20 protein-coding genes are annotated in these 18,797 nt (G+C 63.0%); 13 read left to right on the forward strand and 7 right to left on the reverse strand.

Annotation, left to right across the window (positions count from 1 at the left end; all coding sequences use genetic code 11):
- Positions 1-40 precede the first annotated feature (40 nt).
- Entirely contained in the window at positions 41-952 is a 912-nt protein-coding gene (gene rpoH, locus AC0L2Z_RS16025) for an RNA polymerase sigma factor RpoH (protein WP_023797074.1), read from the forward strand.
- A 180-nt stretch (positions 953-1,132) separates the two neighbouring features.
- Positions 1,133-1,750 carry a hypothetical protein gene (locus tag AC0L2Z_RS16030; protein WP_473628693.1) on the forward strand — a complete coding sequence of 206 codons (618 nt, stop codon included), beginning with the start codon at positions 1,133-1,135 and terminating at the stop codon, positions 1,748-1,750.
- Between the two features lie 183 nt (positions 1,751-1,933).
- Here the strand turns inward: AC0L2Z_RS16030 and AC0L2Z_RS16035 are convergent, their stop codons facing one another.
- The 4 genes from AC0L2Z_RS16035 to AC0L2Z_RS16050 all read right to left on the reverse strand — a co-directional run bounded on the left by AC0L2Z_RS16035 (position 1,934) and on the right by AC0L2Z_RS16050 (position 4,472).
- Positions 1,934-2,806 (reverse strand): MBL fold metallo-hydrolase, encoded by an 873-nt coding sequence (locus AC0L2Z_RS16035; protein ID WP_473628694.1) that lies wholly within the window; start codon positions 2,804-2,806, stop codon positions 1,934-1,936.
- 145 nt (positions 2,807-2,951) lie between these two features.
- Positions 2,952-3,611 (reverse strand): peroxiredoxin, encoded by a 660-nt coding sequence (locus AC0L2Z_RS16040; RefSeq protein WP_077380501.1) that lies wholly within the window; start codon positions 3,609-3,611, stop codon positions 2,952-2,954.
- 211 nt (positions 3,612-3,822) lie between these two features.
- Complete coding sequence (locus AC0L2Z_RS16045) at positions 3,823-4,188, reverse strand: cell division protein ZapA (RefSeq protein ID WP_023797070.1); 366 nt, start codon at positions 4,186-4,188, stop codon at positions 3,823-3,825.
- 11 nt (positions 4,189-4,199) lie between these two features.
- Positions 4,200-4,472 (reverse strand): DUF4164 domain-containing protein, encoded by a 273-nt coding sequence (locus AC0L2Z_RS16050; protein WP_128170608.1) that lies wholly within the window; start codon positions 4,470-4,472, stop codon positions 4,200-4,202.
- A gap of 304 nt (positions 4,473-4,776) precedes the next feature.
- Between AC0L2Z_RS16050 and tkt the strand changes: the two genes are divergently transcribed.
- The 7 genes from tkt to AC0L2Z_RS16085 all read left to right on the forward strand — a co-directional run bounded on the left by tkt (position 4,777) and on the right by AC0L2Z_RS16085 (position 14,265).
- The gene (tkt, locus tag AC0L2Z_RS16055) at positions 4,777-6,768 is read left to right on the forward strand and encodes a transketolase (protein ID WP_473628696.1); all 1,992 of its coding nucleotides are present in this window, start codon (positions 4,777-4,779) and stop codon (positions 6,766-6,768) included.
- A gap of 157 nt (positions 6,769-6,925) precedes the next feature.
- On the forward strand, positions 6,926-7,936 hold the full coding sequence (gap, locus tag AC0L2Z_RS16060) for a type I glyceraldehyde-3-phosphate dehydrogenase (RefSeq protein ID WP_473628698.1): 1,011 nt from the start codon (positions 6,926-6,928) through the stop codon (positions 7,934-7,936).
- A 251-nt stretch (positions 7,937-8,187) separates the two neighbouring features.
- Positions 8,188-10,077, forward strand: a complete 1,890-nt coding sequence (locus AC0L2Z_RS16065) for a potassium/proton antiporter (RefSeq protein ID WP_473628699.1) — start codon at positions 8,188-8,190, stop codon at positions 10,075-10,077.
- A 110-nt stretch (positions 10,078-10,187) separates the two neighbouring features.
- Positions 10,188-11,384, forward strand: coding sequence for a phosphoglycerate kinase (locus AC0L2Z_RS16070; RefSeq protein WP_473628701.1), 1,197 nt, complete (start codon positions 10,188-10,190; stop codon positions 11,382-11,384).
- Positions 11,385-11,543: 159 nt separating this feature from the next.
- On the forward strand, positions 11,544-12,569 hold the full coding sequence (locus AC0L2Z_RS16075; protein WP_473628702.1) for a class I fructose-bisphosphate aldolase: 1,026 nt from the start codon (positions 11,544-11,546) through the stop codon (positions 12,567-12,569).
- A 136-nt stretch (positions 12,570-12,705) separates the two neighbouring features.
- On the forward strand, positions 12,706-13,446 hold the full coding sequence (locus AC0L2Z_RS16080; RefSeq protein WP_473628704.1) for a DUF899 domain-containing protein: 741 nt from the start codon (positions 12,706-12,708) through the stop codon (positions 13,444-13,446).
- Positions 13,447-13,533: 87 nt separating this feature from the next.
- The gene (locus AC0L2Z_RS16085; protein ID WP_287229985.1) at positions 13,534-14,265 is read left to right on the forward strand and encodes an SGNH/GDSL hydrolase family protein; all 732 of its coding nucleotides are present in this window, start codon (positions 13,534-13,536) and stop codon (positions 14,263-14,265) included.
- 41 nt (positions 14,266-14,306) lie between these two features.
- Here the strand turns inward: AC0L2Z_RS16085 and AC0L2Z_RS16090 are convergent, their stop codons facing one another.
- Positions 14,307-14,468, reverse strand: a complete 162-nt coding sequence (locus AC0L2Z_RS16090) for a hypothetical protein (RefSeq protein ID WP_023797063.1) — start codon at positions 14,466-14,468, stop codon at positions 14,307-14,309.
- Between the two features lie 75 nt (positions 14,469-14,543).
- Complete coding sequence (locus AC0L2Z_RS16095) at positions 14,544-15,497, reverse strand: ring-cleaving dioxygenase (protein ID WP_473628705.1); 954 nt, start codon at positions 15,495-15,497, stop codon at positions 14,544-14,546.
- Between the two features lie 257 nt (positions 15,498-15,754).
- On the opposite strand from AC0L2Z_RS16095, the gene AC0L2Z_RS16100 reads away from it, so the two are divergent.
- From AC0L2Z_RS16100 to AC0L2Z_RS16115, 4 genes are all read left to right on the forward strand, one after another.
- The gene (locus AC0L2Z_RS16100) at positions 15,755-15,922 is read left to right on the forward strand and encodes a hypothetical protein (RefSeq protein ID WP_473628707.1); all 168 of its coding nucleotides are present in this window, start codon (positions 15,755-15,757) and stop codon (positions 15,920-15,922) included.
- An 83-nt stretch (positions 15,923-16,005) separates the two neighbouring features.
- Complete coding sequence (locus AC0L2Z_RS16105) at positions 16,006-16,608, forward strand: DJ-1/PfpI family protein (RefSeq protein ID WP_473628708.1); 603 nt, start codon at positions 16,006-16,008, stop codon at positions 16,606-16,608.
- A 101-nt stretch (positions 16,609-16,709) separates the two neighbouring features.
- A complete protein-coding gene (locus AC0L2Z_RS16110; protein ID WP_473628710.1) occupies positions 16,710-17,120 on the forward strand; it encodes a hypothetical protein in 411 nt (136 codons plus the stop codon).
- Positions 17,121-17,190: 70 nt separating this feature from the next.
- Positions 17,191-17,910, forward strand: a complete 720-nt coding sequence (locus AC0L2Z_RS16115; protein ID WP_023797058.1) for a helix-turn-helix transcriptional regulator — start codon at positions 17,191-17,193, stop codon at positions 17,908-17,910.
- A gap of 171 nt (positions 17,911-18,081) precedes the next feature.
- Here AC0L2Z_RS16115 and AC0L2Z_RS16120 read toward each other — a convergent pair whose 3' ends face one another.
- Positions 18,082-18,786, reverse strand: coding sequence for a DUF1013 domain-containing protein (locus AC0L2Z_RS16120; RefSeq protein ID WP_473628711.1), 705 nt, complete (start codon positions 18,784-18,786; stop codon positions 18,082-18,084).
- Between the last annotated feature and the right edge of the window lie 11 nt (positions 18,787-18,797).

The following is an 18,797-nucleotide window of genomic DNA, read 5'->3' on the forward strand; positions in this document are numbered from 1 at the left end:
CGCGTTAGGGGGCACCACTCCAAGAGAGAGGGGCGCTATCATGGCCCAGTCACTACCCAGTATCGTTTCCGGTGAAGGCGGCCTCAGCCGCTACCTGGAAGAAATCCGTCGCTTTCCGATGCTTCAGCCGCAGGAAGAGTACATGCTCGCCAAGCGTTACGCTGAGCACGAGGACACCACGGCTGCGCACAAGCTCGTCACCAGCCACCTTCGGCTCGTCGCCAAGATCGCCATGGGCTATCGCGGCTATGGCCTGCCGATCGGCGAAGTGATCTCGGAAGGCAATGTCGGCCTGATGCAGGCCGTCAAGAAATTCGAACCGGAGCGCGGCTTCCGGCTCGCCACCTACGCCATGTGGTGGATCAAGGCCTCGATCCAGGAATACATCCTGCGCTCGTGGAGCCTGGTCAAGATGGGCACCACCGCCAACCAGAAGCGCCTGTTCTTCAACCTGCGCAAGGTGAAGGGCAAGATCCAGGCGCTCGACGACGGCGACTTGAAGCCCGAGCAGATCGCCGAGATCGCCACCCGCCTCAACGTGTCGGAAGCGGAAGTGGTGTCGATGAACCGCCGCCTGTCGGGCGACGCCTCGCTCAACGCGCCGATCCGGGCGAGCGAAGGCGAGTCCGGTGAGTGGCAGGACTGGCTGGTCGATGACCACGAAAGCCAGGAAGAGGCGCTGATCGAGCAGGACGAGCTGGAAAACCGGCGCGGCATGCTGTCCGGCGCTCTTGCCGTGCTCAACGAGCGCGAGCGGCGCATCTTCGAGGCGCGCCGCCTGGCCGAGGAGCCGCTGACGCTGGAAGAGCTGTCGGCCGAGTTCGACATCAGCCGCGAGCGCGTGCGCCAGATCGAGGTGCGCGCCTTCGAGAAGGTGCAGGACGCGGTCAAGGCCGCAGCCAAGCGCCAGATGCAGGCGCTGCGCACCATCGAGGCGCAGCCGGCGGCGTAAAACCTCCGGCGGAAACAAATAGCGGCGGCGCCAGGTAACTGGCGCCGCCTTTTTTGTGGGTCCTCGGTGTGATCAGCCTGGCTGGCTCATAGCGGCTTATAGCAATTTTCCCCAAGCCCTGGAAACCGCAACGCTGCAAATTGTGGCGGCAATGTTCCGGCGCCGACACGGGCTTCCGTCGTGAAATTTCACAAGGCGACGCTTGCGGCAAGCGGGCGCGACAACCGGCCGTCGGGGCTGCGCTGGGCAATTGAGCTCGCCTATTTGGAAACCAAAGGCAGTATGACGATGACGATTTCTCCGTTTCTCACCGCTCTCGGGTCCGCAGGTCCCCCAGCCGACCGAGCGAAAGACATGAACCTGTATGGATGGCTAATTGGAAGCTGGGAAATGGACACGGTCCACTACCGCGATGACGGCACAATCCAGAAATGGGATGGAGAATGCCATTTTGGCTGGGTGCTCGAAGGCCGCGCGATTCAGGACGTCTGGATCAGGCCCAAGCGCCCTGCGCCATCCATGATGTATGGCACGACTTTGCGCATCTTCGATCCTGGGATCGATGGCTGGCACGTCATATGGAACGACCCGCTCAACCGAGATCACTCGCGCCAGATCGGGCGGGCCGAGGGTAAGGACATTGTCCAACTCGGCATTGATTCGCGCGGTCTGAAAACTCGATGGCGTTTCACCGAGATCACTGCCAACAGCTTCCATTGGATCGGCGAGGAAAGATCTTCCGAGAGCGACCCTTGGCAAATCACGTATGAACATTTAGTCCGCCGAACAAAACCCTGAAGCTAGAATGGCTGGCGTCTGCGCTGCCCCTCATCTGGCTGCCGCCACCTTCTCCCCGTATAGTGACGGGGAGAAGAGGCTGCGTCAGCCAAAGCGTCCTTCTCCCCGTCACTATACGGGGAGAAGTGCCCGGCAGGGCGATGAGGGGCGGCGCCGAGATTGCAAAAGTTGGACCCGCGCCCCTCAAAGGCAATCGAGCGGAAATTTCAAATAGCGGCGGCCGTTGGATTCCGGTTCCGGCAAGCGCCCGCCATTCATGTTGACCTGCAGCGCGTGCAGGATCAGCCTCGGCATCGGCAGCGTCCTGTCGCGCGCCTCGCGCAACGCAACGAAATCGGCCTCGGTCCTGCAAGCGGCAACATGGGTATTCCCGGATTTTTGTTCCGCGACCGTGCTCTCCCACAAGGGCTCGCGCCCCTCCGCCTGGTAGTCATGACCGACGAACAGACGTGTCTCGTCCGGCAGCGCGAGGATATTTTGGATCGAGCGCCAGAGTTGCGCGGCACTGCCGCCGGGAAAGTCCGCTCTCGCCGTGCCGCTATCCGGCATGAACAGCGTATCATGGATGAAAGCGGCGTCGCCGATCACATAGGTGATCGAGGCCAGCGTGTGGCCCGGCGAAAAAAGCACCTTTGCCGGAATGCCGCCGACCATAAAGGTCTCGCCGTCGGCAAACAGCCTGTTCCACTGGGATCCGTCGGCAGGAAACCCCGGCCAGTTGTAGATTGCCTTCCACAGTTTCTGGACGTCGACGACCTTCTCGCCGATCGCCGTCGGCGCTCCTGTCTTCGTGCTGAGATAGTGTGCCGCCGAGAAATGGTCGGCATGCGGGTGGGTGTCGAGGATCCATTCGACAACCAGCCGTTGATCTCTAATGAAGTCGAGCAGGGCGTCGGCATTTTTCGTGGCAGTGGCGCCGGACTTCTCGTCGAAATCCAGGACCGGATCAATGATTGCGCATCGTCGCGTCTGCGGGTCGGCAACGACATACTGGATGGACCCGCTCGGCTTGTCGTAAAAGCCTGCCACCTGCAGCTTGGCCGATGATGCGTCCAATCCCGGCTCCCTCAACTCCCACCCGGCAGGAATGGTTTTCCCTGCCGGGGTAAAAGAAGAGCATGGTCATTCGCCAGCGCCACGCCGTCAAGCACCGCATGCTTCGCCGAGGCAAAAAAGCCGAAAATCCTTCCGTGCCGCCTTCTCAGGCGGAGGGCTGCTTGGTCTTGCGGAGATACGGCAGGATCGTCTCGAAGGCGCCGAAACGCTTGACCGCATCCTCGTTCGAAACAGCGGCGGTGATGATGACGTCCTCGCCCTGCTTCCAGTTCGCCGGCGTCGCCACCTGGTGCTTGGCGGTCAACTGTATGGAATCGATCGCACGCAGGATCTCATCGAAGTTACGGCCGGTCGTCATCGGATAGGTGAGAACCAGCTTGATCTTCTTGTCGGGGCCGATGACATAAACTGAACGCACCGTAGCGTTGTCGGCGGGCGTGCGGCCTTCCGAGGTTTCGCCGGCGCCCGCCGGCAACATCTCGTAAAGCTTGGCGACCTTGAGGTCCTTGTCGCCGATCAACGGGTAGTTCACCGATTGGCCGGTCGCCTTCTTGATGTCGTCCTGCCATTTGCCATGGCTTTCGACCGGATCGACGGAAATGCCGATGATCTTGACGTTGCGCTTCTTGAACTCGCCTTCCAGCCCGGCCATCGTGCCGAGCTCGGTCGTGCAGACCGGCGTGAAATTCTTCGGATGGCTGAAAAGCACTGCCCAGCCGTCACCGATCCATTCGTGGAAGTTGATCGTCCCTTGCGTGGTTTCGGCCGTGAAATCCGGCGCGGTGTCGTTGATACGAAGGCTCATGATGCGTCCCTACCCTGTGATTGCAGCCGGCATGGACCACCCACCGGCCCTGCTTCCGCCTTTTTACCACTGCGGCGTCATCCTTCAAACGCCTGTTGCACCGGTACCGGGGCCGGCGACGACAACTTTTTCGCTTTTTGTCGTAAACAGCAGCATTTCGCGCCCATTGATGCCGGCGCAATAGGGCGTTGGGCCCGACAGCAGTGGAAATCTAGGCCTTGTTCACCGCCAGAGTCGTCGCCAGATCTTCCATGCGCTGGGCGAGCGCGCCAAGCGCCTGAGTCAGTACGGAATCGTTCTTGTCGGCCTTGGTCAGCGCGTCGTCACGCGTCTTGCGCAGCGTCAGCACTTCGCTTTCCATGCCCTTGACGCGCTTTTGCAGTTCCGAAAGCTCGTCCATGACCATGATGCCGGCCATCACCGTCAGCCGCTGGTCGCCGATTTCGCCGAATGAGTCTTTCAGATGCGAGACATAGCGGTCGAAGCGCTCGGCAAGGTCGATCAGATGCTCTTCCTGGCCCTCGTCGCAAGCCATGCGATACTGCTTGCCATCGATGGAAACCGTGACTTGTGCCATTGGGCCAGCCCCTATCTATCCAACACGGCGCGGATGGTTTCCATGGCGGTCACCAGCCGACGCGACACTTCCTTGTTGGCGTCTTCCAGCCGTTCGGCGCGCGCTTCGGAATTGTCGAGTTCCTGCGCCAGCCGAGAGCGGTCGGCGTTCATGCGCTGCACCTCCGCCTCGGCTTCCGTATAGTCGCGCTCGTGCTCGAGCTTGGCCGCGACGGCGTCTTCCAGCCCCTCGATGGCCTTACCCAGCCTGGCGATGACTTCCTTGAGTGTCGTTTCCCCGGTCATGGCTTTCGTCCTGCGCCCTGCCCATCACCGAATCATCCACGTTCAGAACGCGTTATGTCTGAAACATTATGCGCCGTGTGAAGCCAACGTCAATAAAGCTCTCGCGACTGTCCCCTGCTAACGCTAATTTAGGCCACCAAAGCCCTTCTGGCGCCATCGCAAGTCCGGCAAAAGCGCCGGTTTACTGAACAACAAGATCGGCAAAAACGCGCCGGTTTGTTGACTAAAAAGCCGCGCCTGCTATGTGTCGCGCACCCCTTTCCAGGGCTCTCCCAAGGCCCCGAACCCCGACACTGGAGGAAGCATGACCTCGCGTGAACAACATGACCGGATGACCAATGCGATCCGTTTTCTTTCCATGGACGCCGTCGAGAAGGCCCAGTCCGGCCACCCCGGCCTGCCCATGGGCTGCGCCGACATCGCCACGGTGCTGTTCACGCGTTTCCTGAAATACGATGCGAAGAACCCGCATTGGCCCGATCGCGACCGTTTCATCCTGTCGGCCGGCCACGGTTCTATGCTGCTTTATTCGCTGCTTTATCTGACCGGCTACGAGGACATCACCCTCGACCAGATCAAGCATTTTCGGCAAGTGGGATCGAGGACGGCGGGCCATCCCGAATACGGCCATGCCGCCGGCATCGAGACGACGACCGGCCCGCTCGGCCAGGGACTTGCCAATTCGGTCGGTTTCGCGCTCGGCGAGCGCATCATGAATGCCGCCTTCGGCAACGACCTCGTCGACCACTACACCTATGTGCTGGCCGGTGACGGCTGCCTGATGGAGGGCGTTTCCCAGGAAGCCATCGCGCTTGCCGGACATCTCAAGCTGAACAAGCTGATTGTATTTTGGGACAACAACAACATCTCGATCGACGGCCCGGTTTCGCTGGCCGACAACACCGATCAGGTCGCCCGCTTCCAGGCGTCCGGCTGGAACGCCAGCCACATCGACGGCCAGGATCCGGAAGCGATCGCCTATGCCATCGAGGCGGCGCGCCATTCCGACAAGCCGACGATGATCGGCTGCAAGACGACGATCGGCTTCGGCGCGCCGACCAAGGCCGGCACCAACAAGGCGCACGGTTCGCCGCTCGGCGCCGAGGAAATCGCCGGCGCGAGAAAATTCTTCGGTTGGGATTATCCGCCTTTCGAGCTTCCTGCCGATATCCTCGATGCCTGGCGCGAAGCCGGCAAGACCGGCGTCAAGGCACGCGCCGACTGGGAAGGCCGCCTGGCTAAGGCCGACGCCCAATTGCGCAGCGAATTCGAGCGCCGCATCAGCGGCACGCTGCCGGCTAATTTCGACGCCGTCATCGCCGACTACAAGAAGAAGCTCGCCGCGGACAAACCGAAGGTCGCCACCCGAAAATCGTCGGAAATGGCGCTCGAAATCATCAACGGCGCCGTGCCGGAAACCATCGGCGGCTCGGCCGACCTGACCGGCTCCAACAACACCAAGACCAGCCAGACCAAGAACATCACATCAGACGACTACGGCCAGCGCTACGTTCACTACGGCGTCCGCGAGCACGGCATGGCCGCCGCGCTCAACGGACTGACGCTGCATGGCGGCCTCATCGCCTATGGCGGCACGTTCATGTGCTTTTCCGACTATGCCCGTCCGTCGATGCGGCTCGCCTCGCTGATGGGCATCCGCTCGATCTTCGTCATGACCCACGATTCCATCGGTCTCGGCGAAGACGGCCCCACCCATCAGCCAGTCGAGCATCTGGCCGCACTGCGCGCCATTCCGAACCACAATGTCTTCCGCCCGGCCGACGCGGTCGAGACCGCCGAATGCTGGCAGTTGGCCCTCGAGCAGGAAAAGACGCCTTCGACGCTGGCGCTGACCCGGCAGAACCTGGCGGCGGTGCGCAACGACTTCGTTGCGGAAAACCTTTGTCGCCAGGGCGCCTATGAGCTGGCCGCTGCCAGTGGCGATGCGGCGGTGACGATCTTCGCTTCGGGTTCCGAGGTCGAGATTGCGCTGGCGGCGCGCGAGGCGCTGGAGAAGCACGGCCATCCGACCCGCGTCGTCTCTGTGCCCTGCTTCGAATTGTTCGACAAGCAAAGTGCCGATTACCGCAACAAGACGATCGGCAACGCGCCGGTCAAGATCGCCATCGAAGCCGGCATCCGCCAGGGCTGGGATCATTTCATCGGCACCGACGGCATCTTCATCGGCATGACCGGCTTCGGCGCCTCTGGCACGATTGAACAGCTCTATCCGCATTTCGGCATCACCGCCGAAGCAACGGTGAAGGCAGCGGAAGCCCGCCTGCACGGCGAGTAAATATGCTGGTCTCCAGCGAAGCCGCACATGGCGGTTTCGCCGGCAGCCGCGACCTAATGGACTTAAATCCAACCCATCGACGGCTGGATTCTTTGCCAGCCCGCCGTTATGAAGCTGCGGACTTGATCTTCGGCCTCCAACTCCCAGGGAGAGAAAAATGACCGTCAGAGTTGCCATCAACGGATTCGGCCGCATCGGCCGCAACATCCTGCGCGCCATCCACGAATCCGGCCGCAAGGACATCGATGTCGTCGCTGTCAACGACCTCGGCCCGGTCGAGACCAATGCGCATCTGCTGCGCTACGACAGCGTGCATGGCCGCTTCCCGCATGAAGTGACGGTCGACGGTGACCAGATCACCGTCGGCAGCGAAAAATTCAAGGTCACCGCCATCAAGGACCCGACGCAGCTGCCGTGGAAGGAACTCGGCATCGACATCGCGCTCGAATGCACCGGCATCTTCACCGCCCGCGACAAGGCCGCTGCGCATCTGACCGCTGGCGCCAAGCGCGTCCTCGTCTCGGCGCCTGCCGAGGGCGCCGACCTCACCGTCGTCTATGGCATCAACCACGACAAGCTGACCAAGGACCACATCGTCATCTCGAACGCCTCCTGCACCACCAACTGCCTGGCGCCGCTGGCAGCCGTGCTGCATGAGGCCGTCGGCATCGAGAAGGGCATGATGACGACGATCCACTCCTACACCGGCGACCAGCCGACATTGGACACCATGCACAAGGATCTCTACCGCGCCCGCGCCGCGGCGCTGTCGCAGATCCCGACCTCGACCGGTGCGGCCAAGGCGATCGGCCTGGTGCTGCCCGACCTCAAGGGCAAGCTCGACGGCATCTCCATCCGCGTGCCGACCCCGAACGTCTCGGTCGTCGATTTCAAGTTCATCGCCAAGCGTTCGACCACGGTGCAGGAAATCAACGAGGCGGTGATCGCCGCCTCCAACGGCAAGCTGAAGGGCGTTCTCGCCGTCACCCGTCATCCGAACGTGTCGATCGACTTCAACCACGACCCGCATTCCTCGATCATGGCGCTCGACCAGACCAAGGTCATGGACGGCAACTTCGTTTCGGTGCTGTCCTGGTACGACAATGAATGGGGTTTTTCCAACCGCATGGCCGACACATCAGTCGCCTTCGGCAAGACCATCGCCTGACCGCAGAACCGTCTTCTTGCGACTTGAAACGCCCGGCCTGTCCGGGCGTTTTCATGAGAGCGCCCAGCGCCCTTTTGAATGTGCAAAGACGTTCTAAGGGTTTTTTTGGCAAGACCCGCGCCTTGAGCGCCAAAACACTCGAAAATCAGCGGCATAGCGCAAAAAACCACCCTCGCGCCTTGCACCGGTCATGTCTTCGCCTCACTCTCCCGTAAAGCGAGAGGGACACGAATTCGAGGGGCAATTGGCGGATGGAGCATGCGATCTATCTCGTGACGCTTGTCGGCGCCGCTCTCGTCGTTGCCGCCGCGTTTTCGAGCCTGATCGCCTTCCGCTTCGGCGCCCCTCTCTTGCTGCTGTTTCTCTGCATTGGCCTGGCCACTGGAACCGACGGCCTCGGCATCCAGTTCGACAACGCGCGGCTGGCTTATTTTGCCGGCTCACTGGCGCTGGCGGTGATCCTGTTCGATTCCGGTTTCGGCACACCGCTCAACGCGTTGCGCCAGGCGGCCGGACCGGCGCTGTCGCTGGCGACCGTCGGCGTCCTTTTGACCACAGGCCTGTTCGGCGCCGTCGCCCATTATCTGCTCGATCTCAGCTGGCTGGAATCCTTCCTGCTCGGGGCCGCTGTCGCCTCGACCGACGCGGCAGCGGTGTTCTTCCTGTTGCGCGCCGGCGAGATCAATTTGCGCGAACGCGTGCGTTCCACGCTCGAGGTGGAATCCGGCACCAACGACCCGATCGCCATCTTCCTGACCATAAGCCTGGTCGAGATCATCGCCGCCAACGCCAGCCCCGAGGCCAGGGTGCTGGTTACCGACCTTGTCCTCGGCTTCCTTCTCAACATGGGGCTTGGCGCCGTCGTCGGCATTTTCGGCGGCCTCGCCATCGTTCGCCTCGTCGACCGGCTCAATCTCGACCACGGGCTGCTGCCGATCTTCGTGCTGACGCTGTCGCTGATGGTGTTCGCCGCCGCCGGCGCCATTGGCGGCTCCGGCTTTCTGGCGGTCTATCTCGCCGGCCTCATTGCCGGCAATTCCGACATCCGCGCCGTCACCATCCTCAAGCGCTTCCAGGACGGCATGTCGTGGCTGGCGCAGATCATCATGTTCCTGATCCTCGGCCTGTTCGCGACGCCCTCGCAATTTCCGGCGATCCTGCTGCCGGCGGTGCTGCTGGGCCTGTTCCTGATATTCGTGGCGCGGCCGATCGCCGTCTGGCTTTGCCTGATGCCGTTTCGTCTGCCGCGCCCGGAAGTCGCCTTCGTCTCATGGGTGGGTCTGCGTGGCGCCGTGTCGATCCTGCTCGCCATCACGCCGCTGCTTGGCGGTCTTGAGAATGGCCGCCTCATCTTCAACACCGCCTTCATCGTGGTGTTGGTATCGCTGGTCATCCAGGGATGGACCGTCGGACCGCTGGCGCGCCGGCTCGGCCTGATCGTGCCCGCCCGGCTGGGTCCGTTGGACAAGGTCGAGCTCGAATTGCCTGGCTCCGCCCATCACGAACTGCTCGCCTACCGCGTGGCGCCGGGCAGCCCGGTGGCGCGCGGCGAGCGCATTCCGCGCTGGGCGCGGCCGTCGCTCGTGCTGCGCGACGGGCGCTCGATGCGCTTCCAGGACATGGGCAGGCTCGCCGCCGGCGACCATGTCTACATCTTCGTGCCGGATCGCTATCCGGCCCTGCTCGATAAGCTGTTCGCCAGCCGCGCCGTGGTCGATCCCGAGGATGCCGACTTCTTCGGCGCCTTCGCCGTCGATCCGGCACGCTCCGCCGCGGAACTGGAAGCAGCTTACGCGCCGGGCCTGACCGAGGAGGAACGCAAGCTGACGGTTGGCGACCTGGTGACGGAGCGGCTCGGTGGCCATGCCGAATATGCCGACCGCGTGCTAATTGGTCCGATCGAGCTGATCGTCCGCGATGTCGACGACAAGGGCAGGATCACTGGCCTCGGTCTTTCCCTGGAGCCGACCGCGCCGGTGGCACGGGTGCCGGTGTTCCTGAGTGCCGGCGAGATCGCCGACCGCATCGTTGGCTTTGTGCGCAATTGGCGCAAGCGGACCAAAAAGGCGGGTGCCGAGGCGCCGGCGGACGCGGACCCGGCTCCACAGCCAGTGGTGGAAAAAACAACCGGCGAGGGCTGACTGCCTGCGACCCGAGGCGTGGATCATATTTTCCGTGAACTCCCATGCAGGTCTTGCATCGTCGTTGATGCGGGGTAAGGTCCCCGCGATTTTTCGCGAAAGGGAACAGCATGGCCGGCTTTAAGGCACTGGACGACATCGGCAATATCGACGGCAAGCGCGTGCTGGTGCGCGTCGACCTCAACGTTCCCGTCGCCGACGGCAAGGTCACCGACGCCACCCGCATCGAGCGCATCGCGCCGACCATCGCCGAGCTTTCCGGCAAGGGCGCCAAGGTCATCCTGCTTGCCCATTTCGGCCGGCCCAAGGATGGCCCTTCGCCCGAATTCTCGCTTGAGCCGATCGCCAGGGCGGCCGCGGAGGTGCTTGGCCACCCTGTCGGCTTCGCGGCCGATTGCATCGGCGACAAGGCCGCGAGCGCCGTCGCCGCCATGAACAACGGCGACGTGCTGCTGCTCGAAAACACCCGCTTCTACAAGGCCGAGGAGAAGAACGACCCGGCCTTCACCGAAAAGCTCGCCGCCAATGGCGACATCTTCGTCAACGACGCCTTTTCCGCCGCCCACCGCGCCCATTCGTCGACGGAAGGGCTTGCGCAGCTGCTGCCGGCCTTCGCCGGCCGTACCATGCAAGCCGAGCTCGACGCGCTGGAAAAGGGCCTCGGCAATCCCGTCCGCCCTGTCGTCGCCATCGTCGGCGGCGCCAAGGTCTCGAGCAAGATCGACCTCCTGATGAATCTGGTGAAGAAGGTCGACGCGCTGGTCATCGGCGGCGGCATGGCCAACACCTTCCTCGCCGCGCGCGGCACCGCCGTCGGAAAATCGCTGTGCGAGCATGATCTCGCCAACACCGCCAAGCAGATCATGATCGAGGCGGCCGAAGCCGGCTGCGCCGTCATCCTGCCGGTCGACGGTGTCGTCGCCAGGGAATTCAAGGCGGGCGCCGCCAGCGAAACCGTCGCCATATCAGAGGTGCCGGCCGACGCCATGATCCTCGATGTCGGCGAAAAGACCGTGAAGACCGTTGCCGACTGGATCGACCGCGCCGCGACGCTGGTCTGGAACGGCCCGCTCGGCGCCTTCGAGATCGAGCCGTTCGACCGGGCGACGGTGGCGGCGGCCAGGCACGCCGCGGCCCGCACCAAGGCCGGCAAATTGATCTCGGTGGCAGGTGGCGGCGACACGGTGGCCGCCCTCAACCATGCCGGCGTCGCCGACGACTTGACCTATGTCTCGACCGCCGGCGGCGCCTTCCTGGAATGGATGGAGGGCAAGCCGTTGCCCGGTGTCGACGTGCTGAAGCGCTGAGGCCTAGGCCCTGGGCAACAGGCGAACAGGGGCGTTTGCGCGTTTCAATCGATTCGAGCTTTCCGCTTGGAATGGTTCGACTTGAACCTGCTTTGCTCTAGTGGTCTGCTAGCCCGGATTTTCATACTGTTTGGAACAACCGGTTCAGGAGGATGCACAATGAGCGAACGACTCGAGGACATTGCCGCTGCGATGGTGGCCGACGGCAAGGGTCTTTTGGCCGCCGACGAGAGTTCCGGCACCATCAAGAAGCGCTTCGACGTCATCGGCGTCGAATCGACCGCCGACAGCCGCCGCGACTATCGCGAGATGATGTTCCGCGCCAGGGAGGCGATGACCAGATACATCTCCGGCGTCATCCTCTATGACGAGACCATTCGCCAAAAAGCCGCCGATGGCACGCCGCTGGTCGACATCATCAAGGCGACCGGCGCCATTCCAGGCATCAAGGTCGATGCCGGCGCCAAGCCGCTGGCCGGGTACCCCGGCGACACCATCACCGAAGGCCTCGACGGCCTGCGCGAGCGGCTCGCCGACTATTACAAGCTCGGCGCCCGCTTCGCCAAATGGCGTGCGGTGATCGACATCGACGTCGCCAGGGGCGTGCCCTCCGCCACGTCGATCGGCTCGAACGCCCATGCGCTCGCCCGCTATGCGGCGCTCTGTCAGGAGGCCGGCATCGTGCCGATCGTCGAGCCGGAGGTGCTGATGGACGGCGCCCACGACATCGGCACCTGCTACGAGATCAGCAAGGCAACGCTGGCGAAACTCTACACCGAGCTCTACGCCGCCCGCGTCGTCCTTGAAGGCACCATTCTGAAGCCGAACATGGTTCTCGCCGGCAAAAAGTCCGGCAACACCAGCAGCCCCGAGGAAGTCGCCGAAAAGACCATAAAACTGTTCCGCGAGACGGTGCCGGCAGCGATTGGCGGCATCGCCTTTCTCTCCGGTGGGCAATCGGATGAGGAGGCGACCGCCAACCTCAACGCCATCAACGCCATCGGCCCGCATCCATGGAAGCTGACCTTCTCCTATGGCCGCGCCTTGCAGGCGGCGCCACAGAAGGCATGGAGCGGCAAGGCGGCCAACGTAGCCGCTGCCCAGGCAGCCTTCGCCCACCGGGCCCACATGAACCACCTGGCAGCGCTTGGCAAATGGCAGCCGGAATTGGAACAGGCCGCCTGACCGGTTTTTCTATCTTCGTCCGAACCCGGGCCATGTGCCCGGGTTCCATCTGCTCCAAAATGCTCCAAAAAAATGCGGCGCCGTGTCGGCTTGGGTTGAGCCCGAACGTCCTTGGGGCTCAACGAGGAGCAGGCTGATGCCAAACAACAGGATCGTTTCACAGCAAGACTGGTTCCAGGCGCACAAGGCGCATCTGGCCCGTGAAAAGGAATTGACGCGTTTTCGCGACCGCATCGCTGCCGAACGGCGGCAATTGCCTTGGCTGAAGATGCGAAAGGACTATGTCTTCGAGACCGAACAGGGCCCGAAGACACTGGCCGACCTGTTCGGAGGCGCGAGCCAGCTGATCGTCTACCACTTCATGTTCGGGCCGGGCGCCGACTACCGTTGCGAAGGCTGTTCCTTTCTTGCCGATCACATCGACGGCGCCAACCAGCACCTCAAGCACCATGATGTGTCGCTGATCGTGATCTCGCGGGCGCCGCTGGCCGAATTTCTGCCCTACAAACAGCGCATGGGCTGGAAATTCGACTGGGTGTCGTCCTACGCTTCGGACTTCAACTTCGACATGCAGGTTTCCTTCACCGACAAGCAGATCGCATCCGGCGACACGACCTACAATTTCGAGCAGCGCCCGCTGAGATCGAAGGACCTTCCCGGCATCAGCGTGTTCTACAGGGATGAGAACGGCGACATCTTCCTGACCTTCATGTCGCGCTCCAGGGGCGGCGATCCGCTGATCGGCGCTTATCACTATCTCGACCTGACGCCGAAGGGCCGCAACGAGACCGGTCCCTACCACAGCCTGATGGACTGGGTGCGGCTGCACGATGAATATGCAGACATGCCCGAGATGCAGGACGCCTGCTGCCATTGACGACAGGCGGCCGACGCAAGGTCTTTCGCCTCTGGCCCGATATGCGCTAAGTGCTGCTCGACGGACTTGCCGCTTTAACGGTTTGCGATGCAGCGCTTTCTTGCCCTTCTCACCTGGCTCGCCTTTCCGGTCTATGTCTGGCAGGGACTCGGCGTGCGCCGCCGCACCAGCCGCATGCTGCCGGCGCAAGGTCCGGTCATGCACGAGATTTCGGGCCTGGCGCCGGCGATCTCGCTGCTGATGCTTGGCGATTCTTCCGCCGCATCGGTCGGCATCGGCAATTCCGAGTACGGGCTCGCCGCGCAACTGGCCGAGCTGATCTCAAAACGCACCGGCCGCGCGGTGCGCTGGCGGGCAGCCGGCTTCAACTCGGCGACCTCAGGCCAGATCCGCGATCATGTGCTGCCCAATCTGTCGGCCGATCCGTGGACGCATATCGTGCTCGCCGTCGGCACCAACGACACCAAGAACTTTCACTCGGTGCCACGCTTCAAAAGCGATTTTGGCGGCCTGCTCTACGCGCTGCGCGCCAAATGGCCGGAGGCGCGCGTGGTGTGGTCGCCGGTGCTGGAATTCACCCGCGCACCGGCAATGCCGCCGCTGCTCGGAAAAATCCTGGAGATCCGCGCCGCCGAGATGAACCGGATGGGCGAGCGCCTTTGCCTCGAACGCGGCGCTGTGCCGGCGCCGCGCCTGCCGATCACCGATGCCGAAGCCGGTTTTGCCTCCGACGGATTTCATGCCTCGGAAGCCGGCTACCGGGCCTGGGCGGAACATCTGGTCGATTTGGTGCTGGCCAACGAACCACGCCTCGCGTAGCGGCCCGCCAGCGCTACGTCCCCAGCCCTACATCCCAATCCCTACGTCCAATGGCCCAGCGCCGCTGTTATCGAAATCGCCGCCATCGCCAATACCGCCAGCTTCCAAAAATCGCTGCGCCGCTTCAGCCCCGGCCAGCCGAGCGGCTTGATCAGCTGAATGACCATCATGGCGACGATAACGAGCGCAAGAAGTTTCGACATGCCGCTTTTGATCAGCGTTGCGGGCGGCTGTCAAAGTGCTCCGCTCGCACCAGAACGCCATAACGCTGAGAGGTTCTATGCCAGCGGCTTGAGGCCGGCCTCGATCGCAGCCCGTTTCGGTTCGAGGAACGGTGGCAAGGCCAGCCTTTCGCCCAGCGTTTCCAGCGGCTCGTCGGCCGTAAATCCCGGGCCGTCGGTGGCAATCTCGAACAATATGCCGTTCGGCTCACGGAAGTAGAGCGAACGGAAGTAGTATCGCTCGACCTCACCGCTTGACGGCAGGCGGAACTCGGCCAGCCGCGCCGTCCATTGATGCAAAATCTCCTGGTCCGGCGCCCTGAATGCCACGTGGTGGACCGCACCGGCGCCCTGCCGTGCCGGCGCAAGGCCCGGCTGCACGGCGACATGAAGCTCCGCCGCCGGGCCGCCTTCTCCCATCTCGAAGACGTAAACCTGGCCCTGACCATCCGGCGAGGCATAGTCCCGCGCCTTGCGCATGTTCATCACCCTGGTCAGCACGGTTTCAGTGTTGGTGATGTCGGGAACGCTGATGACGATAGGCCCGAGCCCGCGTATCTGGTGCTCGATTGGGACCGGGCTTTGCACCCAGGGGTGACTGTAGCCCTTGCCGCCATCGCTGACGAGACGCAGGCGCTGGCCTTCCGGGTCTTCGAAGTCCAACGACGGGTAGCCGCCGATATCGCCGGTCTCTCCCGTCGCGACGGTCTCGCCGGACAAGTGTTGCTTCCACCAGGCAAGGCTTTCAGGGCTGGCGACCCTCAGGCTGGTCCGCACGATGCTGTTGGTGCCGCGCCGCTCGCGTCCTACCGGCCAATCGAAGAAGGTAAGATCGGTGCCAGGCGTCGCCTCGGCATCGGCATAGAAAAGGTGATAGGCCGACGTGTCGTCCTGATTGACCGTCTTCTTGACCAGTCGCAGGCCCAGGGTCCTGGTGTAGAAACGAAGGTTTCCGGGTGCATTGGCCGTGATTGCGGTCAGATGGTGAATTCCTGTCAGTTGCAGGCTCATTGTCATCTCCCTGATCTCTGGAAAATTTTTCTCCTTAGATATCAGAACCCCGGCCCTGTCGCTGCTGCGGATTCCGACGGTCCGTCGTTGGCAGATGAAAGACTTGATCCCGGCGACGAGAAAGCCTGCTTCACTCGGGCAAACGGATCAGAACCGGCAAAACCTGGCACGCTCACCAAAGACCGCTCAGCCTCCTGACAGACTGCTGTCAGGAGGGGTGTGCGATAGTGTCTCCATCGAAAGAGAGGAGACCAGCTATGAACGGTTTTACCATTCTGCGTAGCGTTCAGCACTATGTCGGCAAGATCCGGACGATGCGCAACGAGATCCGCACCCGGCGTTTCATAAACGGGTTGCCGCAGAGCATCCGCAAGGACATCGGTTGGCCGGATAACTATGAAGGCCGCCACGGCCGCGGCCATTGAGGCGATTTTTTGCGGCAGCGGTTGCATGCCAACGCCACGCGCCCAGATAAACAGGTCAGGCGGACCGAAAGACGGAGCAGCAAATGTCGGAACAGAAAACTATCGGCGTACTTTTCATCGATCGCTTCGCCGACTGGGAATACGGGCTGCTGGCGGCTTCGGCGGTCGAATGGTTCGGCGCACGCGCGGTTGCGCTGGCGCCGAACGGCAAACCGGTGACTTCGGCCAGCGGATTTATGCTGACGCCCGACCGCTCCACCGCGGTTGATGAAAACACCGATCTTGACGCCGTCGCGGTCATCGGCTCCGACCAGTGGGTCGATGCTCCGCCTGACGTCTCCGCACTGCTGACAGCGGTCGCAGCGCGCGGCGGTGTGGTCGGCGGCATCTGCGCGGGCACGCTGGCACTAGCGCGTGCCGGCCTGTTCGGCAACGCCAAACACACCAGCAATGGTCGTGACTGGATCAACGAAAAGGAACCGGGCTATCCGGGCGCCCAGAACTATCAGGACGTGCCCTATGCCGTCGCCGACGGTCGCATCGTGTCCGCGCCGGGTTCGGCTCCCGGCACCTTCGCTCTTGCCTATTTGAAGACGCTCTATCCCCAGAGAAGCAGCGATCTCGCTGAGATGCGCACGCTGTTCGCCAAGGAGTATGCCGAAGGGGAATATGCTGAAGCCTCCTGACAGTATGGTGTCAGGAGCGGCGTGCAATAATTCGAAAGTATCAGGAGACAGACATGGCCTTCATCCCTGCAAAAGCTTCGGGCTCTTCGTCTAGGTGACGCATGGTAAAGAGCTGGAACGACAGGCTGAACACGCCGGGCATCAACGGTATCAAGCCGACGCCGCGGACTGTTGGCGACGTCGTCGAGGGCCAGCCGATGCTGGTGCCGACGGCTCGGCAGGTCGATGATTTCATTTGCTCGATTCCAGAGGGCGTGGCCATGGATATCCGCGCGTTGCGCGCCGCGCTCGCCATTGAGCATGGCGCCGAAGTGACATGTCCGGTCACAATCGGCTATCATCTGCGCACTGTCGCCGAGGCCGCGAACGAGGATCTGGAACGTGGCATGACGCTGAGCGACATCACGCCGTTCTGGCGGGTGCTGGATGCAAAGACGCAGACAACAGGGAAGTTGTCCTTCGGCGCGGCATTCGTGGCCGCGCAGCGCAAGCGCGAAGGGCTTGAGCCATAATGCATCGCCCAAAAGTTGGAACCGGTTTGGGGACAACGACAGGCTAAAAACAACATCGAGGGACCGTACGATGCGCCGCGCCGACAGGCTCTTCCAGATCGTGCAGCATCTGCGCGGTGGCCGTCTGGTCACCGCCCAGAAGCTGGGCACGTGGCTCGAGGTTTCCGAGCGAACCATCTACCGCGACATCGCCGACCTGCAGTCGACGGGCGTGCCGATCGACGGCGAGGCCGGCGTCGGCTACATGATGAGGGAGGGTTTCGACCTTCCGCCGCTGATGTTCACGCGTGACGAGATCGTCGCGCTGGTCGCCGGCGCCCGCATGGTGCGCGCATTTGGCGGCGCTGCCATGGCGCGGGCCGCCGACGAGGCGCTGGTCAAGATCGGCGCCGTGCTGCCCGATGCCGAAAAGGACCGCATCGCCCGCACCGAGATCCACACCCCGATGTGGGTGGTGAGCGACGCCGCCCGCGAAGCAATCGACCTGATCGAGCGCGCGGTGGAAAAACGCCAGGTGCTGACCATCGACTACTCCGACGAAGCAGGCCGCAGCACCGTGCGCGACATCAGGCCATTGGGCCTGTGGTTCTGGGGCAAGGTGTGGACGCTGGTCGCCTGGTGCGAGATGCGCGACGACTTTCGCGCTTTCCGCATCGACCGCATTGCTTCAGTGGTCATAGCCGGCCGCGTCTTCAAGCCGGAGCGCGGCAAGCAGCTCGCCGATTTTTACCGTGCGGTGGAGCGCAGTGAGGACTACGGCATGGCGCCGGACCGGGCCGCGCGAACCTAGGCGCGGCGCCTCTTCCTTCTCCCCTTGTGGGAGAAGGTGGCCGAGCGAAGCTCGGTCGGATGAGGGGTGTTCCAGGGAACACCAACGTCTCATTCCTTCCAGCACCCCTCATCCGTCTCGGCGCTGCGCGCCGATCCACCTTCTCCCACAAGGGGAGAAGGAAGAAGCGCCTCAGCCCTCCTCGTCGTCCTTGTCCTTGTCCTCGTCCTTCGACTTCAGCGCCGAGAGCTTGGCGAAGACGGCGTTGGCGTCGAGTTCCGCATCCTCGTCCCTTGGCTTCTCCGGCGCCGGCACGAGGCGCTCGGTCAATGCCGCCGGCAGCAGCGTGTCGCCGGCCGGCTGTGCCTGTTCGCGGCCACGCGAGGCGCGGTTGACTTCCATGTCGAGGTCGATCTGCGAGGCGAGCCCCAGCGTCACCGGATCCATCGGCTGCAGGTTGGCTGAGTTCCAGTGCTTTCTGTCGCGGATCTGGTCGATCGTCGACTTGGTGGTGCCGACGAGGCGCGCGATCTGCGCGTCCTTCAACTCGGGATGGTTGCGCACCAGCCAGAGGATGGCGTTGGGCCGGTCCTGGCGCTTCGACAGCGGCGTGTAGCGCGGACCCTTGCGCTTGGATTCCGGCACCCGCACCTTGGGGTCTGACAGCTTCAGCCGATGGTTCGGATCCTTCTCGGCGCGTGCGATCTCGTCGCGGCTCAGCTGGCCGGTCATGATCGGGTCCATGCCCTTGATGCCTTGCGCCGATTCGCCGTCGGCGATCGCCTTGACCTCGAGCGGATGCAGTCCGCAGAACTGCGCGATCTGCTCGAAGGACAGCGCGGTGTTGTCGACCAGCCAGACGGCGGTCGCCTTGGGCATCAGCAGCGTATTGGCCATTGCAAATATCC

Source organism: Mesorhizobium sp. WSM4850, from assembly GCF_055811735.1.

Excerpts from the sequence above, each read along its gene's own strand:
- rpoH (WP_023797074.1), top strand. The coding sequence starts at position 41 with ATGGCCCAGTCACTACCCAGTATCGTTTCCGGTGAAGGCGGCCTCAGC.
- AC0L2Z_RS16040 (WP_077380501.1), bottom strand. The coding sequence starts at position 3,611 with ATGAGCCTTCGTATCAACGACACCGCGCCGGATTTCACGGCCGAAACC.
- AC0L2Z_RS16045 (WP_023797070.1), bottom strand. The coding sequence starts at position 4,188 with ATGGCACAAGTCACGGTTTCCATCGATGGCAAGCAGTATCGCATGGCT.
- AC0L2Z_RS16050 (WP_128170608.1), bottom strand. The coding sequence starts at position 4,472 with ATGACCGGGGAAACGACACTCAAGGAAGTCATCGCCAGGCTGGGTAAG.
- tkt (WP_473628696.1), top strand. The coding sequence starts at position 4,777 with ATGACCTCGCGTGAACAACATGACCGGATGACCAATGCGATCCGTTTT.
- gap (WP_473628698.1), top strand. The coding sequence starts at position 6,926 with ATGACCGTCAGAGTTGCCATCAACGGATTCGGCCGCATCGGCCGCAAC.
- AC0L2Z_RS16065 (WP_473628699.1), top strand. The coding sequence starts at position 8,188 with ATGGAGCATGCGATCTATCTCGTGACGCTTGTCGGCGCCGCTCTCGTC.
- AC0L2Z_RS16070 (WP_473628701.1), top strand. The coding sequence starts at position 10,188 with ATGGCCGGCTTTAAGGCACTGGACGACATCGGCAATATCGACGGCAAG.
- AC0L2Z_RS16075 (WP_473628702.1), top strand. The coding sequence starts at position 11,544 with ATGAGCGAACGACTCGAGGACATTGCCGCTGCGATGGTGGCCGACGGC.
- AC0L2Z_RS16080 (WP_473628704.1), top strand. The coding sequence starts at position 12,706 with ATGCCAAACAACAGGATCGTTTCACAGCAAGACTGGTTCCAGGCGCAC.
- AC0L2Z_RS16085 (WP_287229985.1), top strand. The coding sequence starts at position 13,534 with ATGCAGCGCTTTCTTGCCCTTCTCACCTGGCTCGCCTTTCCGGTCTAT.
- AC0L2Z_RS16090 (WP_023797063.1), bottom strand. The coding sequence starts at position 14,468 with ATGTCGAAACTTCTTGCGCTCGTTATCGTCGCCATGATGGTCATTCAG.
- AC0L2Z_RS16095 (WP_473628705.1), bottom strand. The coding sequence starts at position 15,497 with ATGAGCCTGCAACTGACAGGAATTCACCATCTGACCGCAATCACGGCC.
- AC0L2Z_RS16100 (WP_473628707.1), top strand. The coding sequence starts at position 15,755 with ATGAACGGTTTTACCATTCTGCGTAGCGTTCAGCACTATGTCGGCAAG.
- AC0L2Z_RS16105 (WP_473628708.1), top strand. The coding sequence starts at position 16,006 with ATGTCGGAACAGAAAACTATCGGCGTACTTTTCATCGATCGCTTCGCC.
- AC0L2Z_RS16110 (WP_473628710.1), top strand. The coding sequence starts at position 16,710 with ATGGTAAAGAGCTGGAACGACAGGCTGAACACGCCGGGCATCAACGGT.
- AC0L2Z_RS16115 (WP_023797058.1), top strand. The coding sequence starts at position 17,191 with ATGCGCCGCGCCGACAGGCTCTTCCAGATCGTGCAGCATCTGCGCGGT.
- AC0L2Z_RS16120 (WP_473628711.1), bottom strand. The coding sequence starts at position 18,786 with ATGGCCAATACGCTGCTGATGCCCAAGGCGACCGCCGTCTGGCTGGTC.